At 71.6% G+C, this 16888-nt stretch carries 15 protein-coding genes; 11 read left to right on the plus strand and 4 right to left on the minus strand.

Features of this window, described 5'->3' with window-relative positions:
* Positions 1–43 precede the first annotated feature (43 nt).
* The 3 genes from BQ8008_RS00545 to BQ8008_RS00555 are packed head-to-tail and all read left to right on the plus strand — an operon-like array spanning position 44 to position 1244.
* On the plus strand, positions 44–454 hold the full coding sequence (locus tag BQ8008_RS00545) for a YvaD family protein (RefSeq protein ID WP_108832359.1): 411 nt from the start codon (positions 44–46) through the stop codon (positions 452–454).
* On the plus strand, positions 451–924 hold the full coding sequence (locus BQ8008_RS00550; RefSeq protein WP_199907905.1) for an SMR family transporter: 474 nt from the start codon (positions 451–453) through the stop codon (positions 922–924). Before BQ8008_RS00545 ends, BQ8008_RS00550 begins: the two co-directional genes overlap by 4 nt.
* A complete protein-coding gene (locus tag BQ8008_RS00555) occupies positions 921–1244 on the plus strand; it encodes a DMT family transporter (RefSeq protein WP_108832360.1) in 324 nt (107 codons plus the stop codon). Before BQ8008_RS00550 ends, BQ8008_RS00555 begins: the two co-directional genes overlap by 4 nt.
* 103 nt (positions 1245–1347) lie before the next feature.
* On the opposite strand, the gene BQ8008_RS00560 is transcribed toward BQ8008_RS00555, so the two are convergent.
* A complete protein-coding gene (locus tag BQ8008_RS00560; RefSeq protein ID WP_108832361.1) occupies positions 1348–2568 on the minus strand; it encodes a sensor histidine kinase in 1221 nt (406 codons plus the stop codon).
* Between the two features lie 42 nt (positions 2569–2610).
* Here BQ8008_RS00560 and BQ8008_RS00565 point away from each other — a divergent pair, with 42 nt between their 5' ends.
* On the plus strand, positions 2611–3285 hold the full coding sequence (locus BQ8008_RS00565) for a response regulator (protein ID WP_108832362.1): 675 nt from the start codon (positions 2611–2613) through the stop codon (positions 3283–3285).
* 44 nt (positions 3286–3329) lie between these two features.
* On the opposite strand, the gene BQ8008_RS00570 is transcribed toward BQ8008_RS00565, so the two are convergent.
* Together BQ8008_RS00570 and BQ8008_RS00575 are read right to left on the minus strand one after the other, a co-directional pair.
* On the minus strand, positions 3330–5816 hold the full coding sequence (locus tag BQ8008_RS00570; protein WP_108832363.1) for an FtsX-like permease family protein: 2487 nt from the start codon (positions 5814–5816) through the stop codon (positions 3330–3332).
* Entirely contained in the window at positions 5816–6613 is a 798-nt protein-coding gene (locus BQ8008_RS00575; protein WP_108834514.1) for an ABC transporter ATP-binding protein, read from the minus strand. The genes BQ8008_RS00570 and BQ8008_RS00575 overlap by 1 nt, the downstream gene beginning before the upstream one ends.
* A gap of 500 nt (positions 6614–7113) precedes the next feature.
* On the opposite strand from BQ8008_RS00575, the gene folP reads away from it, so the two are divergent.
* From folP to BQ8008_RS00600, 5 genes are read left to right on the plus strand one after another with little or no spacing between them, the layout of a single operon-like run.
* Complete coding sequence (gene folP, locus BQ8008_RS00580) at positions 7114–7995, plus strand: dihydropteroate synthase (RefSeq protein ID WP_108832364.1); 882 nt, start codon at positions 7114–7116, stop codon at positions 7993–7995.
* Positions 7992–10688, plus strand: coding sequence for a 2-amino-4-hydroxy-6-hydroxymethyldihydropteridine diphosphokinase (gene folK, locus BQ8008_RS00585; RefSeq protein WP_108832365.1), 2697 nt, complete (start codon positions 7992–7994; stop codon positions 10686–10688). Before folP ends, folK begins: the two co-directional genes overlap by 4 nt.
* Complete coding sequence (locus BQ8008_RS00590) at positions 10688–11188, plus strand: DUF3180 family protein (protein WP_108832366.1); 501 nt, start codon at positions 10688–10690, stop codon at positions 11186–11188. The genes folK and BQ8008_RS00590 overlap by 1 nt, the downstream gene beginning before the upstream one ends.
* Positions 11185–11775, plus strand: coding sequence for a PH domain-containing protein (locus BQ8008_RS00595; protein ID WP_108832367.1), 591 nt, complete (start codon positions 11185–11187; stop codon positions 11773–11775). The genes BQ8008_RS00590 and BQ8008_RS00595 overlap by 4 nt, the downstream gene beginning before the upstream one ends.
* On the plus strand, positions 11772–13544 hold the full coding sequence (locus BQ8008_RS00600) for a PH domain-containing protein (protein WP_108832368.1): 1773 nt from the start codon (positions 11772–11774) through the stop codon (positions 13542–13544). Before BQ8008_RS00595 ends, BQ8008_RS00600 begins: the two co-directional genes overlap by 4 nt.
* On the opposite strand, the gene BQ8008_RS00605 is transcribed toward BQ8008_RS00600, so the two are convergent.
* Positions 13541–14494 (minus strand): Rossmann-like and DUF2520 domain-containing protein, encoded by a 954-nt coding sequence (locus BQ8008_RS00605; RefSeq protein WP_199907906.1) that lies wholly within the window; start codon positions 14492–14494, stop codon positions 13541–13543. The two genes, BQ8008_RS00600 and BQ8008_RS00605, sit on opposite strands and share 4 nt — an antisense overlap.
* 605 nt (positions 14495–15099) lie before the next feature.
* Between BQ8008_RS00605 and panC the strand changes: the two genes are divergently transcribed.
* Together panC and panD are read left to right on the plus strand one after the other, a co-directional pair.
* Complete coding sequence (gene panC, locus BQ8008_RS00610) at positions 15100–16101, plus strand: pantoate--beta-alanine ligase (protein ID WP_108832370.1); 1002 nt, start codon at positions 15100–15102, stop codon at positions 16099–16101.
* A 250-nt stretch (positions 16102–16351) separates the two neighbouring features.
* Positions 16352–16807: an aspartate 1-decarboxylase gene (gene panD, locus BQ8008_RS00615; protein WP_108832371.1), complete on the plus strand. Its 456-nt coding sequence runs from the start codon at positions 16352–16354 to the stop codon at positions 16805–16807.
* The last annotated feature ends 81 nt before the right edge of the window (positions 16808–16888 follow it).

The raw sequence follows: 16888 nt of genomic DNA on the forward strand, positions 1-16888 counted from the left end.
GGGAGGTCTCGACACCGGAGAGTGTCGGTGAAATAGTGGGCGAGTGAGTCCCTTGTACAAGAGGCTGCTGGTAGCGGTCGACGCCGGGCTGCTGCTCTACTGGGCGGCCGTCTTCCTCAATCTCATTCCCGAGCACCTGCGGTTCAAGGACTACTCCAACCAGGTGATCCAGGCCTGGAACTGGTCCTTCTTCCCGCTCGACGTTGCCGCCGCCCTGATCGTCTTCCTCGGCGCCTACCTGACGCGCGTGGGCAGCAGGGTCGGGGACCTGGTGCTGACGGTCGGGCTCATGCTGACCTTCTGCGCCGGATTCATGGCGATCTCCTTCTGGTCCTTCTACCGTGACTTCGACCCGCTGTGGTGGGGCCCCAACGCCCTGCTCATGATCATCCCGGCGCTCGCCCTCGGCTCCATGGTCTGCCAGCGGCTTGAGACCGCGGAGAAGCACTCGTGACGGTCAAGGGCGCGCTGTGCCCGTCGACGTGGGGGAGTGCGTGCCGCCGAAGCGCGCCCACCGACCCGACGGTGCTCGGCGCGCTGGGGGACCGTCTGCGCTCGACGAGTCACGGTGTATGCGCCTGGCCGGCGCTCGGAGGCGCCATCGTCTCCGAGGTCTCGGCGACCCTCGCCCTGCGCCAGGCCTTGAACCAGCCGGGCTTCTACGCCGTCGTCGGAATCGGGTACGCCCTGGCCTTCGTCCTCCTGTCACTGACGCTCAAGGCGGGCATGCCGCTCGGCGTCGCCTACGGGCTCTGGGGCGCCCTGGGAGTGGCACTGACCGCCGTGCTGTCGATGATTCTCTTCGAGGAGTCGGTGACGGTGCTTGTCGCCGTCGGTATCGCGCTCATCATGGCCGGGGTGCTCCTCGTCGAGATCGGGGCGCAGCGCGCAGAGGCGCAGCAGAAGGACGGTAAGGCGTCATGAGCGGCGTCTACCTTGTAGCGGCCATCGCCTCCGAGACCACTGGAACACTGTCGCTCAAGCTCGCATCCGACGGCAGAGGGCTGCGATGGTACGGCGTCGTCATGGCCGGCTACCTCGCGGCCTTCGCCATGCTCACTCTGACCCTCAAGGCGGGCATGCCGCTCGGCGTCGCCTATGGAGTCTGGTCGGCTGGGGGAGTGGCCGTCACAGCGATCGCCTCAAGGCTCTTCTTCGGTGAGCCGCTGACCCGCACCATGATGGCTGGAATCGCGCTCATCATGGCCGGGGTGCTCCTCGTCGAGATCGGCAGCGCGCACTGACAGCGCCACCGGACGCGTGACTCGTCCCCGCTGGAAATCACTCGCACCCGGCCGCGAGGAATGTCCCCACCTGGAAACGGTGGCTGCGCCGACGAGCGCGGCCTCAGAAGACCGCCTGGAAGGGGACGCTGAGGATCGCGGTCCAGCGTCCCTCGCCCTGGCTCACGCTCAGGCTGCCGCCCAGGGACTCCACGCGGCGCCGCGCCCCCTCCAGGCCCAGGCCCGAGGAGAAGGCGCCGTACGCGGACATGATGTTCCCCGGTGCGCCGCCACCCGCCCACGCCTCGTCCGCCTGCCCCGGCAAACCGACATCGTTGCTCGCCATCGCCTCCAGGGAGCGCCCGTCGGACTCGATGACCAGACGGGCCCGCCCCTGCGGGGCCGTGTACTTGGACATGTTCGTCACCAGCTCGCCCAGCACCCGCAGCAGCTGGAGCCGCACGCCCGGCGGGATCATCGGGATCCCGAGCAGTTCCAGGCCCTCCACCTCCAGGCGCGCCCCCCGCTGTCCCAGGGTGGTCGCGGCGTCGGCGATGACCGCCTCCAGGGGACGCGGCGCGGAGGTCGCCTCGATATCCAGCCGCTCGCCCCCGCGGATGTCGCTCATGGCGCGCAGCGCGTGCCGCATCTGCTCCACCGCTGCGCGCACCGCCGCCGTCATCGCATCGAGCTCGGGTGCCAGTGCCGTGTCCTCGGGGTGTGCGAGCCGGGCCTGCTCGGCCGTCATGACCGCGTGGGTCAGGTCGCGCACCACGGTGTCGTGCAGCTCGGTGACCACCAGGAGGCGCTGACGCTCCATACTCTCCCGGTAGGTGTACAGGGAGCGTTCGGCCTGGTGCCGTGGGCTGCGGATGAGCTCGGCCAGTGTGATGGCCGCGCCCCCGATAAAACCTTGCCACATCAGCATATCGATCCAGCCCTCGTTCGCCCCACCCCACCGAGCGTCGGCGATCGTGAGCACCAGCGAGAAGACCACCAGACCGTAAGCGGGCATGCGCGAGAAGCCGCGAGCCACGAGGATCGCCGTGCACAGCCAGGGAATGATGCCCGGGGAGATGGAGGCGTCGGTCATCATCACGGTGCCGGCCCAGGCCACCGCGCTGCCGAGCAGGGCCCCCGGCCACGGGAAGCGGCTGCACAGCGCCAGCGTCAGGCCCCCGACGATCTCGAAGAGGAGCATGGAGGCGAACAGTGGCCACCTCGCCGTAAGTGAGACGAGGGTGACCATGGTGGCCAAGAAGACGTGCGCCAGGTGCAGCCGCCACGTCGGCCGCCACGTCGTGTACCGCGTGGGCTGCATCAGGCTCGCCAGAATGCCGGCCACCGTCGCCACCTTCCCCTGAACCGATCCGGATAATATTCTCCCATGACGGTCCCCAACGTTACTGATGGTCCCGCGGCTGCCTCGCAGGTCCTGCGCGTCGCCATCGTCGACGACGACCCCTTCGTCCTGCACGCGCTGCGGGCCTACCTGAGCTCGGACGAGCGCATCGAGGTGGCCAGCACCTTCTCACGCGCCGCCGACGCCCTGGCCTTCCTCCACAAGATCCGCGTGGACGTCCTGCTCACCGACGTGCGCATGCCAGAGATGGACGGCCTGGAGCTCCTCACCCGGGTGCGTCAGCAGTGGCCCAGCACCGCCGTCGTCGTGCTCACCTCCTTCGACGACGACGAGGCGATGGTCGCCGCGCTGGCCCAGCACGCCAACGGCTTCCTGCTCAAGGACGCCTCGCCCGAGGAGATCATCCGCGCCGTCATCGCCGCCAGCGCCGGTGGGACCACGATCTCCCCGGCCGCCACCTCCAGGCTCGTCACTCGCCACCTGCGGCCCCCGCAGACGGCCCAGGCCCCCGATGTCACCGAGGCCGAGCAGGCCGTCCTGACCCTGCTGTGTGATGGCTACTCCAATGCCGAGATCGCCGAACAGCTCGTCATCGCCGAGTCCACGGTCAAGACTCACGTCTCCCACCTCATGAAGAAGTACGACGTCCCGTCCCGGCTCAAGCTCGTCGTCGCCGTCCACAAGACCCAGGGGGCCTGAGCCTCTCATCCCGGTCACTGGAGCAGCCCGCACCGCCGGTCTCCTCACTCCTCGGACAGGGCCCTGACCGGCGGCACCGAGGCGGCTCGGCCGGCCGGGCGCACTGAGGCCGCCAGGCCCACGGCCAGCGTCGCGGCGAACATGCCGATCAGCGCGAGGGAGGGGATGTGCACCGTCATGCCCTCGGCGGACTTGGCCATCGCGAGCGTTTCGGAGACGCCCAGCGCCGTCCCGACGAGGAGCCCCAGGCCCCCTCCCACGGCCGCCACGAGGACCCCCTCGGTGACGATGAGGCGGTGGATCTCCTGACGCGAGCTGCCGGTGGCGCGCAGCACCCCGATCTCGCGAACCCGCTCCAGAACCGAGACATCCGTGATGTTGACCAGCCCGGACAGGGCGATGACCAGGGCGGCGCCCAGAACCAGGCAGACGATGAGGGCCACCTTCATGATCTGGGCCGACATCACCTCGACGCCGGACGCGCTCCCGCTCACCATGAGCTCCTGGCCCCGGACCGCGGCATGGAGGGCGTGCTCGGTGGCCGGCGTCATGGTGCTGCCGGTGGAGCGCACCCACATGGTGGTGTCGGTGGGGGCGTCCCCGTTGATGCGTTGCGCCGCCGCCGGGGTGATGACGCCGCCCCAGCCCTCGCGAACGCGGGCCGTCAGCTCGATGCTGCCGGCGGCGCCGGTCAGGGTCACCTTGGAACCATCCGGGATTCTGTAGATGCCGCCCACGATGAGGGTGCCGTCATCGAGGTCTTCCAGGCCGCTCGTTGTGCGCACAATGGGGTCGATGGCGTCGATATCGATGACATCCACGGTGGTTTCCTCGGTCTGTCCATCGACGGTCTGGGTCAGGTCGAGGGAGGGAACATAGGTGACGTCCTTGACGCCGTCGACCGCCTTGACCCGTGCCGTCAGCCGCGCGGTATCGGACTGCGGCGTGACCCCGAAGATCCTGGCGTCCACGGGCGAGCTGTGGCCGAGGATGCTCTCGAAGGAAGCGTTCAGGGAGGACAGGCCCACGAAGAGCCCCGAGCCCACCAGGACGCAGACGAAGAGCGTGGCGGCGGCCGCGGCGGACCGTCCCGAGTTGCGGGCCAGGTTGCGCGTGGCCAGGTGCAGCACCGGCAGCCGTGTGCCGCTGCTGACTCGGCCGATGAGGCCGATGGTGACGGTGACCAGCAGTGGAAGACCGAGGGTCGCGCCGAGGACGACGATGGCGCTGCCACCGGCGGTGATATAGAGGTCGGACGCCTGAATACCGAGGGCGATCACGGCCGCGCCGGCGCCGGCGACGACGACCCCGGCGGCCGCCGCCCACCTCCTGGCGCGCCCGGTCTGCTTGACGCTGGCCACCTGCCCGGTGAGCGCCACGAGCGGTGAGATGCGGGTGGCCTTGCGGGCCGGACGCAGGACCGCGATGAGGGTGACCAGCGTGCCCAGGGCGATGGTCAGGGCCAGCGACGCCGGGGAGATGGTCAGCTGATTGGCCTTGAGGTCCGCGAACCGTCCCGAGGAGATGACGGCGGCGGCGATCCCGCTCCCGGCGGCCGTACCGAGGACGGACCCGAGCAGGCCGGTGATGAGCCCGGTGCGCAGGACGGCGAGCATCACCTGGCTCCGGCTCGTGCCGATGCAGCGCATGAGCCCGATCGTGCGGGTCTGGCGTGCCACAAGGGTGCTGAACGTGGTGGCGATGACGATGATGGCGACCATCGCGCACACCGGTGCCAGGACGTTGAGGATGCCGGCGAGCATCGTGCCGCCCTGCTGGTTCTGGGAGCGCTGGGAGATGACGGTCTCCCTGTCCTGAACCAAGGCGTGGGGCTGGGCGGCGTGAACCGTCTGCTCCACCTTCGCTGTCAAGGCGTCCGTGTCGGTTCCCGGCATTGCGGTGACGTAGAGCTGGTAGTAGGTGGTGTTGGCGCCCATCGCCTGGAGCTGGTCAGTGGTGGCGTAGACGGTTCCGATTCCCGCCAGCTCGGTGTCGGGTCCGGGCGAGACGATGCCGACGACCGTGGGTGCGCTGTGCGGGGCGTCGGCCTTCTCATCGGCGTCGTCCGTGGTGAGGCGGATCGTGTCGCCGACGCTCAGACCTCGCTGCTCGGCGAGTTCCGTGCTGATGGCGACCTCCCCGGTGGCGGTGGGCAGGCGTCCGCTGCTCAGGGTGGTGAACTGGCTGAGGGCCGGAACGTCCTGCGCGCTGACGGAGATGTTGGCAGTGTTGCGCAGCTGCTTGGGCAGGTCGAGGTGCAGGACGTCCCAGTGGACGCCTCGTACGGAGGCGACGCCGTCGAACCCGGAGACCTGGTTGAGGAGGGCATCGTCCAGATCGCCCCCGGAGGCATGGCTGCTCCTGGCCCGCTGGACGACGACGCTCGCGTCACCCACGGACAGGCGTGCGCCGGTCTGCACCTGGGTGCGGAAGGAGTTGGAGACGATGAAGGAGAAGGCGATGAGGGCGGTGCTCATGGCCACGGCCACGAGGGCGGCGGCGGTGCGCCGAACGTCGAGCAGTGAAGGCATCAGCGGGCCTCCGTCCGGGGCATCGGGCCGGCAGCCGCCGGACCGACAGCGGGGGAGGGGCCGGCGACGTGACGGGCGCCGGGCGCGGCGGTCGGTGCGGTGCGACTGCCGGCCGGGCGGCGCACGGTCTCGACCCCGGTGATGCGCCCGTCGCGCAGACGGATGATGCGGTTGGTGGTGGCCGCGGCCTGCTCGTCGTGGGTGACCATGACGACCGTCTGGCCCAGGCGCTCGCACATGTTCGCCAGCGTCGCCAGCAGGGAGGCGGCCGAGGCGGTGTCCAGGGCGCCGGTGGGCTCATCGGCGAAGATGACCTCGGGGCGGCCCACCAGGGCGCGGGCCACGGCTACGCGCTGCTGCTGGCCGCCGGAGAGCTCGTGGGGGCGGTGGGACAGACGGTCGGCGATTCCCAGGGTGGAGATGACGGCGTCGTACCAGTCCTGCTGAGGCCTACGGTGGGCCAGACGCTGGGGCAGGAGGATGTTCTCCTCGGCGGTCAGGGTGGGCAGCAGGTTGAAGGACTGGAAGATGAAGCCGAGGCGGTCGCGGCGCACGGTGGTGAGCTGCTTGTCCTTCATGCCGGACAGGTCCTGGCCGGCGATGAGGACGTTCCCGGAGGTGGGGGTGTCCAGGCCGGCCAGGCAGTGCAGGAGGGTGGACTTGCCCGAGCCGGAGGGGCCCATGATGGCGACGAACTCGCCGCGTCCCACCACGAGGCTCGCCGAGTCCAGGGCGACGACCTGCGCCTCGCCCTCGCCGTAGACCTTGGTCAGGCCGCGGGCCTCGACGACGCGCATCGGGGCGGCCGCAGTGGCAGGCGCCGCCGGTACTCTCTGGGCGACCGGCGGTACCTGGGGGACCGGGGCTGGATGAACGATGTTGCCGAAGGACGGGGGCTGGGGGTGCGTCGTCATCTCATGACCCTTCTCGTTGGCCGACTCGTGTGGCGGGCAGAGCCGGTCGCTTGAATCGTGCGGTGCCCGGGGCTGCCCTGCTGACGCGAAAGAGCCTAGAAACGGCGCCATATCGCCGGAATGCGTCGAAGGGACGGATTGCGTCCGGCCTCTCCACCTTTTGGGTGAGGGTTGACCTCTCAGTCGTACCGTGGCCGTAGAGCCCATCGGCCCATTCACTTCGACCAAAAATTCATAGACGACACGGCTCCGCGTCTTCTATGAATTTTTGGTTGATGCTGGATGCCTTGACCCGGACGGATCGTGTCCTGGCTCTCAGTTTGCGGCGGGCTGAAGATGTTTCGGTCCTCCCGCAGCGGCGGGCCAACCGTTAGCCTGACCCTGTGACGATTCTTCCCGCCGCCGCCCCGGCCCCCCTGCCGGGGTTCGTGCCCTGCGACCGGACGCTCCTCATGGGCGTCCTCAACGTCACCCCCGACTCCTTCTCCGACGGCGGCCGTTGGGCCGATCCCGAGGCCGCTGTGGCCCACGCCCGTGAGCTCATCGCCCAGGGCGCCGACATCATCGACATCGGCGGGGAGTCCACCCGTCCCGGTGCTCAGAGGGTCGACGTCGACACTGAGATCTCCCGCGTCCTGCCGGTGGTGCGCGCACTTCTCACCGACGGTACCGACGATGGCGACGGCAGCGCGATCATCTCGGTGGACACCATCCACGCCGCCACCGCCGAGGCCGCCATCGACGCCGGCGCCCACATCATCAACGACGTCTCCGGCGGCCTGGCCGACCCGGCCATGCACGGCCTCATCGCCCGTACCGGCGTCGTCTACGTCTGCCAGCACTGGCGCGGCGACCCCGAGACCATGGACCGGCTCACCGACTACCCGGGTGGTGTCGTCACCGGCGTGGAGGCCGAGTTGCGCGAGCGCCTGTCCGAGCTCGACGCCGCCGGGGTCGACCGCTCCCAGGTGGTCCTGGATCCCGGCCTCGGCTTCGCCAAGACCCACGCCCAGTCCTGGGAGCTGCTGGCCGCCACCGCCCGCCTCATCGCGGACCTGGGCCAACCACTCCTGGTCGGCTCCTCCCGCAAGCGATTCCTCGCCCTGGCCGCCGAGGACGGGGCCACCCCCGTCCAGCGCGACGCCGTCACCGCCGCCACCACCGCCCTGGCCGCCACCGCCGGCGCCTGGGCCGTCAGAGTCCATGAGGTCCCGATCAACCGGGCCGCCGTCCGCACCGCCTCCCTCTGGAAGGAACACCAGTGAGCACCACCGTCTCCGCGACCACCGACCGGATCAGCCTCGTTGGCCTGTCCGCCCGCGGCCACCACGGCGTCCTGCCCTTCGAACGCGAGGAGGGCCAGCTCTTCACGGTCGACGTCGTCCTCGACCTGGGGCAGCGCGGCACCGCCGTCGCCGCCGTCACCGACTCGCTGACCGACGCCGTCGACTACTCCCGCGTGGCCAACGGCATCGTGAGCATCATCGAGGGTGAGCCGGTCAACCTCATCGAGTCGCTGGCCGACCGGATCGCCGAGCGGGTCCTGGCCTTCCCCCGCGTCGTCGCCGCCGAGGTCACCGTGCACAAGCCCGAGGCGCCCCTCGATGTGGCCTTCGAGGACGTCTCGGTGACCATCCACCGGGTGGCCGACGCCGCCGCGGGCCACGGCGGGTCTCCCGCCACCAGCCAGGCCGCCTGGGCAGCCCAGGGCGGGGAGCCTGTCGCCGCCTCAGCCCCGCCCTTCGGGACGCCCTCCTCCCCGGCCTCGCCCGTGGCCGCCGCCTCGCCGGCCGCTCCCGCCTACGAGTCGCCCGCCGCGACCGCCGCGGCGCCTCTCATCTCCGAGGCCCCCGACCTCACGGGCGCCTCGGTCACCGGAGTCGCTGCCGCTGCCTCGCCGATGGTGCCGACTCCCGAGCCGCCCATCACTCCGACGCCCTCGCCCGCCTCTCCGCTCGAGGCGCCGGCCCGCTCGTCCTTCGCGGCCGCCGCGCCCTCCGTCCCCACGCCGGTCCCGGCCGAGCCCGATGTCTCCGGTGGGGCCACTGCGGCGACGCAGTCCTGGGTGCCGGACTGGTCCACGGACTCCTCCGCCTCCTCTCAGGCTCCTGAGGCCTCAGAGTCCTACAGCGCGGCGACCGACGCCTCCGCCGCGGCGGGACTGCTCGACACCCCGTCGACCAGTGCACCCTCCACCAGCGCCCCCGCCGGGGAATCTGATGACCTCAAGCCCTTCAGCACCTTCGGGCCCTCCGCCCCCAGCTACGCCGATGAGGCGGCCGCCGATGCTGGCGCCCCGGCCGAGAGCGGCTCCACCGCAGGACAGCTGCCGGTCCAGCTGCCCCGGGAAGGTCGCCACGTGGCCTCCTCCGAGGAGGCCGAGCGGTATGCCGCCCCCGTCGCCGACAGCCCCGTGGACCTCCTCGCAGGCCCCAGTGCCTACAGCGGGTCCAGCTCCTACAGCGGGGCCACGTACAACGAGACGGCCGGCGAGCCGTCCCAGGACTCCTTCTCGACCCCGTCCGGTGCCGGAGACTTCGACGGCGGACTCGGAGGCGACCCGCTCTCCCAGCCTCTCGCCGAGCCCGAGCCCAGCGCCTTCGCCACGGGTCAGTCCTCGGCGCCGTCGTCCTTCGCGACACCCGGCGAGTACCCCGGAGCCGTGGGCCTGGAGGGCCAGGAGAGCGCCGCGGCGCCCTACTCCGACGGCTTCTCCCACTCCGGCGACACCTCCTACTCCGCGCCGGCGCCTTCGGTGCCGACGCAGCCCGGCTTCCCGGGGATCGCGGCGCCCGGCGCTGCCCCGGCGGGCGTGACAGCTCCTGCTGAGCCGGAGGTGCCCGCCGCCCCGGTCGACCCGCTCTCCGAGCGGCCCGCCCGCCCCATCGGCGTCGTCTTCAGCCTGGGAGCCAACGTGGGCGGGGTCGTGGAGTCCCTGCGCACGGCTGTCCAGAGCCTCAAGGACGCCGAGGGCATCGAGGTCACGCAGGTGGCGCCGCTGGCCCGCACCGTCGCCGTCGTCGCCGAGGGCGCCGAGCCCCAGCCCGACTACCTCAACACAGTGGTCATCGCCCTGACGACCCTCTCCCCGCGCGAGCTGCTCGAGGTCTGCCACTCCCTGGAGGCCTCCGCCGGGCGCGTACGCACCGAGCCGTGGGGTGTGCGCACGCTCGACGTCGACCTCATCGAGGTCGAGGGCATCACCTCCGCCGACCCGGCGCTGTCCCTGCCGCACCCGCGTGCCGCCGAGCGCGCGTTCGTCCTCGTGCCGTGGAGCCAGGCCGACCCCTTCGCCGAGCTTGCCGGGCACTCCGTCTCCGATCTCGCCGAGAACGCCCCCGACCGCGGCGGCCTGCGGTGGCTGGCCTTCGACTGGCTCGACTCCGACTCCCTGCCGGACAAGCCCACCGGCCCCTATGTGGAGCCCCCGGTGGAGCAGGCCGCCGGCGACGCCGAGCCGGGGCCCGTCTACGACGCCACCCGCGACGAGTCCTCCATGGCCGACGCCTCCCGGGCCGCCGACTACGTCGGCAGCATCTCGGGCAGCTCGCCCGCGGCCGCCGGGCCCGCCTCCTCTCAGCCCCTCGGCGCTCAGGCACAGGTGGACCAGGCCCCCTTCGAGCAGGCGTCGTTCGAGTCCTCGTACGACTCGAACGCTTGGTCCGGCCAGGCACCGCAGATCGACTCGCCCTACCAGGCGGCCTCGGCTCCCGAGGCCTCCGGTTCACAGGGTTCCTACGCCCCGGGACGGGTCGCCGGCGTCGGAGGGTTCCCCGGCGACCAGCAGGACGTCGGCAGCTACGCGAACTACGCCTCCGGTCAGCACCAGGAGCAGGCCGGCACCGCGGCCCAGCCGCAGCAGGATGACGCCGGCGGGGACGCCTGGCAGTCCCCGCCGCAGTGGAACGATGTCATCGGCGGCGGTGCCCCGGGGACAGGGCCCCGCCGGGACGCCTGATGCGGCGCACCCGCTGGACCAGCGCCGTCACCTGGTTCGCTGCCGCCGCCGTGGTCTCCTGGGTGGCCGGCGACCTTCTCCTGCGTCACCTCGGCTGGGTCCCGGTCCTCACCCCCTGGGGGGCGGTGACCGCGCTGGTCATCGCCGCTATCGTCCTCGTGTGCGGCTTGGCGGTCAGGCGGTTGCGGGCGCGGGAGCGCACCTGGATCACGCCCACCGGCGCCGCCACCACGGCCGCCGCGGCTCAGGCCTCGGCCATTGTGGGCGCCGCCCTGGGCGGCGTCTACGCCGGCGGGATCATCCTGGCGCTGGTGACGCCGCGCTCACCGGCCATGACCCACCTGGCCTGGACCTCGATCGCATGCCTGGTGGCCTGCCTGGTGTGGTGCGTCATCGGATTCATCGTCGAGCAGTGGTGCTCCATCTCCGGTGACGGCGACGACGATGGCTCGTCCGGCTCCTCCGGGCGGGCCCCGGAGGGACCGGGAGCTCCCGCATGACCGGCCCAGGCTCCGTCCCCGACGCCGTCCCCGCCTCCGGCTCGACCGCAGCACCGGTTCCCGCCTCCGGTCACGGCTGTGAACCAGCCCCGCGCCCACCGGCCGGAGGCGACCCCTTCGCCCCCGACGGCGTCGTCTTCCACCCGGTCTCGCACCGCCTCATCACCGCCCGACTCCTGGGGACCGGCGCCGTCAGCACCGTCCTCATCATCGGCTTCGCCATCCCCGGCGTACTCGTCTCTCACGCGTTCTTCATCCCGGCGGCGATCGCCGCGATCCTGTTCATCTGGCAGCTCTGGCTCATCCCGCGCCAGGTGCGGGCCATGGGCTATGCCCTGGCGGACAACCACCTCCTGTGGCGCCACGGGGTCATGTTCCGTTCCATCACCGTCACCCCCTACGGGCGCATGCAGTTCGTGGACACCTCCCAGGGGCCGCTCGCCCGGTGGCTGGGCATCGCCGAGGTCAGGCTCCACACGGCCTCGGCCCGCACCGACGCCACGATCAACGGGCTGCCGGTCGCCGAGGCGGAGAACCTGCGCCAGGTCCTGTCCCGTCGCGGTGAGGAGAGGATGGCCGGACTGTGAGCCCCTCCAGCTGGGAGAGCAGGCTGGAGGCCGCCCGCAAGGCCAGGGAGGAGACCGTGGAGGAGGGCGATCCGCCTGCCGCCTCCCGGGACCTGCCCCAGCCCGAGAATGTCACCTGGCACCGGGTCAGCGTCGTCACGCCGCTGCTGGAGGGCTGGAAGGTCGCCACCGGCATCCTCGCCTTCGTCACGGTCCAGAACCTCGACGACTTCGTGCGCGCCTACCGCTTCATCCGCGAGTACGGATTCTCCCTGGGCAACCAGATCGGCTACTACCTCCTCGGATTCATCGCGCTCATCGTCCTGTGGGCGGGACTCGGTCTGCTCAGCTGGTGGCGGCGCGCCTACGCCGTGGACGCCGACGGCGTCTACCTGCGCTCGGGCATCCTCAGCCGCAAGCTCCGCACGGCCCGCCTGCCGCGCATCCAGTCCGTCGACGTCGTCCACCCCCTGCTCGGACGCATCCTCGGCATGGGCCAGCTGACCGTCGAGGTCGCCGGCGGCCGGGACTCGCGCATCGTCATCGGATTCCTCACCACCCGTGAGCTCCAGACCCTGCGCGACCGGATCCTCGACCTGGCCGCCGGACAGATCGACGTACCCGGACCCGCTCCGGAGGACAGTGCCGTCCGGTCGAGCGGAGCGGGCTGTGACACCGTGAGCATCGACGATGTCGCTTCCACCGCCCGGCCCGCGTGCGCCACCCCGGAGGGGACCGCGGGCTTGGGGAGCACCCCCGCCCCCATGCAGCGCTCCACACATCTGCGGGCCTCACACTTCCAAGAGCACCCGCTCTACAACGTCGACGCCGGTATCCTCATCGGCTCCCTGCTGCGCAGCGTCTCGACCTACATGGTCCTGATCCTGCCTGCCGCCCTGATCGTGGTCGGCATTGTCGCCTACGCCATCGATCACCCACCCAGCGGCGGGATGGTCGCGATCGTGACATCGATCATCACCACGGTCGCAGGCATGGTCTCCCTGGTGTGGTCCCGCTTCAACAACGCCTGGAACTTCCAGGCCGCCGCCACCCCCAGTGGCATCCGCATGCGCTACGGGCTCACCTCGGACACCTCGCGCACGCTCCCGCCCGGGCGGGTCCACGGCATCGGGATCGCTCAGCCGATCCTGTGGCGCGGCAAGGACTGGTGGAAGGTGGACGTCACCGTGGCCGGCCGCGAGGACCGGCCCCAGGACGGCCAGAACCAGCAGACCGGCAACCTGCTGCTACCCGTGGGCGCGCGCGACACCGCCCTGCGCGCGCTGTGGCTCGTGGTCCCCGACCTGGGCGTGCCCGACCCGGATACGCTGCTCGCCCAGGCCCTCACCGGCCGGGACGACGACGGCGTCGGAGACCCGCAGGCACCGGCCGGCTCGGCGGCCCGCGGCTTCGTGCGCATCAGCCGCCGCGGGCGCATCTTCCGCCCCCTGACCTGGAGACGCGCCGCCGTCATCCTCACCGACACCTGCGTCATCGTCCGCCACGGTCGCTGGCGGCGCAGAGTGGCCGTCTTCCCCTATGAGCGCATCCAGTCGCTCAACGTGCGGCAGGGCCCGCTGGCGCGCAGGCGGGCACTCGCCTCCCTCCAGCTCGACATGGTCGCCTACGAGGTCCCCACCTCGATCACCAACCTCGACGCCGCCGACGCCAAGGCGCTCGCCGCCCGGATCAGCGAGCGGGCGCTGCGCCGCTCCAGCGCGGAGCAGCTCGACCGGTGGCTCGCACGCGCCGTCGCCGCTACGCAGCCTGCCAGGTCCTCAGAGCGCTAACTGCCCAGGGCCTCGCGCAGGTGCTGGGCCTGCTCGGCGGTGAGGCGCCCGGTGGCCTCGCAACGCTCAGTGGTGGCGGCGGCCAGCTGCCGGTAGGAGGCGACGACGTCGTCGAGCCTGCCGCCCTCGCCGTCGCGCAGCGAGCCGAGCGCCTCCAGGTGAGCGGCCACCGTCCCGGCGTCGCCCCGGGAGACCGGGCCGGTCAGTCCCGCCTCGCCCTCGTGCAGGGCCCGGTCGAGGGCCGCTGTGAGCAGGGGGCCGAGCGTGGCCGCCCCGTTCTCGACCCCGGCGGCCGCCAGGACCCTCACAGCCTGCGTCACCACGGTCAGCAGGTGGTTGGCGCCGTGGGCGAGAGCCGCGTGATAGGCCGGGCGCGCCGGCTCCTCCAGGACGAAGGGCTCCCCGCCGAGCTCGACCACCAGCGCCTGGGCGATGGGCAGCACCGCCGCCGGGGCGGTCACGGCCATCGGGCAGCCGACGAGCCGGGCCACATCCGTGGAGAACCCGGAGAAAGTCATCGCCGGGTGGATCGCCAGCGGGATCGCCCCGCAGCGCTGGGCGGGAGCCAGAACAGCCGTGCCGTAACGGCCCGAGGTGTGGGCCACCAGCTGGCCCGGCTGCCAGCGGCCCAGGTCCGCCAGCCCCTGGACGAGCGGCTCGAGCGCGTCGTCCGGCACGGCGAGCAGGACGAGCTCGGCGCGCTCGACGATCTCCTCGACCTCCAGAACCGGGACACCCGGCAGCAGCATCTCGGCGCGCTCGCGCGAGTCCTCCGAGACCGCGTGGACGCCGACCACCTGGTGCTCCACCGCCCGCAGCGCGCAGCCCAGGACTGCCCCGACGCGCCCGGCGGAAATGATGCCGACGCCCAGTCGGCCGGGCCGTCCCGCACCGGTACCGCTGTGTTCACTGCTGCTCATGCCGGGCCCTGTGCTGCCAACCTCGCTCATGCCCCCGATGCTCTCATGCTCGTGCTGTGCCGCGGCGCCGCCAGACGCCAGTTGCCGGGGGCACCGAGGATCTTGCCGGATCCGCTCTGTGCTCGCCTTACGACGTAGAGCGGTTGCGCGCCCGGTTGGGGACTGCGTTTCATGTTGGGGACGTACTTTCATCCAAGACGATACGGCCTGACCGCAGTCATCTATGACAGAACGCAGTGCTCATGCCGAAAGTACGTTCCCAAAGGGGCCGGTGCTCAGAGGCCGCGTCAGTAGGCGGTTCGAGGGTGAGCGGTTTTGGGTGGTGGCCCCCTCGTGGTGACCCCTGGTACTGCACGAGGTCTGGGGCCTGCTGGCCGGGAGATGGGCGTACTCCACGGGGGTCGGGGGCTCGTGCAGTACGGATAACCCCTGGCCAGTGGAACCCCAACCTCGTGGAGTAGGCGCCTGGACACCGGGAAGATAATCCCGGGCGGCAGATGCGGGGACACACGTCAGTGCCGCTGCATTCACTCGGGCTCGTGCCGGTGTCTGTGCCGCCAATCTCGCTCATGCCCCCTATGCTCTCTCGCTCGTCTGATCTTGTGGATTGGGTGCGCCCGCGCGAGGCGACTAGCGTGGGGCGCGTGAGCACCGAATCCGCACCGACGCCTGTTCCCGCCCCCTGCTCAACCGGCGACGCAGCCGTCCTGACCCGCAGCCGCGCCGAGCTCGCCGCCGCCCTGGCCGCCGCCCCGGGCCCCCGCGCGGTCGTCATGACCATGGGCGCCCTCCACGAGGGGCACTTCGACCTCGTGCGCGAGGCCGCCCGCCGCGTCGGACCGGCCGGCACCGTCGTGGTCACCATCTTCGTCAACCCCCTCCAGTTCGCCCCCACCGAGGACCTCGACTCCTACCCGCGCGACCTCGAGGGCGACCTGGCCGGCCTGACCCGGACCCTCGCCGGCACCGACGGCGCCCTGGGCCTGGGACGGCTCATCGTCTTCGCCCCCACCCCGGAGGTCATCTACCCGGCCGGGCAGCCGGCGGTGCGCATCGCCCCCGGCCCCATCGCCACCGTCCTGGAGGGCCGTACCCGCCCCACCCACTTCGCCGGCGTGTGCCAGGTGGTGCTCACCCTCATGCACCTGACCGCGCCGCGCTGGGCGCTGTTCGGCCGCAAGGACGCCCAACAGCTCGCGATTATCGAGGCCATGGTGCGCGATCTCGCCGTCCCGCTGGAGATCGTGCCGGTCGACATCCGCCGCGAGAGCGACGGCCTGGCCATGAGCTCTCGTAACGCCTACCTCAGCCCAGAGCAGCGCCGCCAGGCCCTGGCCCTCTCACGCGCCCTCCGGGCCGGCCACGACGCCGCCGCTCAGACGTCCGGTGCCCGCCCCGACCCCGCCGCCATCCGCCGGGCCGCCCTGGCGTCCCTCGAGGCGGCCGACGGCGTCGAGATCGACTACGTGGCCCTCGTCGACCCCGCCGGCTTCGAGGACCTGGCCGACGCCGGGCTCGGCCTGCCGCGCAGCGAGCCGGTGGGGGAGGAGTTGCCCGCCGTGGGCCTGCTGGCCGTGGCCGCGCGCGTGGGAACCACCCGCCTCATCGACAACACCCTCATCGACCTGCGCCCCTAAACACCCTGCTCGCGCAGGCGCTCGTGCGGGCAGGGCGTCGGGAGAACCGGGCCCGCCCCCGGGCGGACGCACGTGAGTCCCCGAGGACCGTCCCCCTGAGGGGCAGTCCCGCAGACCTATGGTGCGTCCTGGAGAACTGGTGGGCCGGGCCGGTCGCCGCCCAGGACGCCCCGGACGCGCCTGTCGGGTCGCTCACCCTGTGCCGCACCGTACAGTGCGCCGGACCCGTCGCCGTCTACGCTGTGCCGCGATGAGTGCCCGCACCCGGACGATGATGACGTCCAAGATCCACCGTGCCACCGTGACCCAGGCCGACCTCGACTACGTCGGCTCGATCACGGTGGACATCGACCTGCTCGAGGCCGCCGACCTGCTGCCCGGCGAGCGCGTCGACATCTGCAACTGCACCAACGGCAACCGCCTGTCCACCTACGTCATCCCCGGAGAGCGCGGCGCCGGCGAGATCTGCGTCAACGGCGCCGCCGCCCACCTGGTCAGCCCCGGCGACGTCGTCATCCTCATCGCCTACTCCCAGATGTCCGACGCCGAGGCCCGCACCTACCTGCCCCACGTCGTCTTCGTCGACGCGGCCAACCGGATCGTGGAGCGGGGCGCCGACCCCGGCCAGGTCCCGGCCGACTCCGCCGTCGCCCGCATCCAGGGGCTGCGTCCTTCCGGCATCCCCCTGGCCGACGCCCGCGCCTGACCCCACCTCGACGGCCGCCCGGTGTGACCAGGATCGGATGTGGTGCGGGCGTCGTCGGGCCCTGGGGAGCGGCCGGGGCGG

This window comes from Actinomyces sp. Marseille-P3109 (assembly GCF_900323545.1).
In the GTDB taxonomy this organism is placed as follows: Bacteria; Actinomycetota; Actinomycetes; order Actinomycetales; family Actinomycetaceae; genus Actinomyces.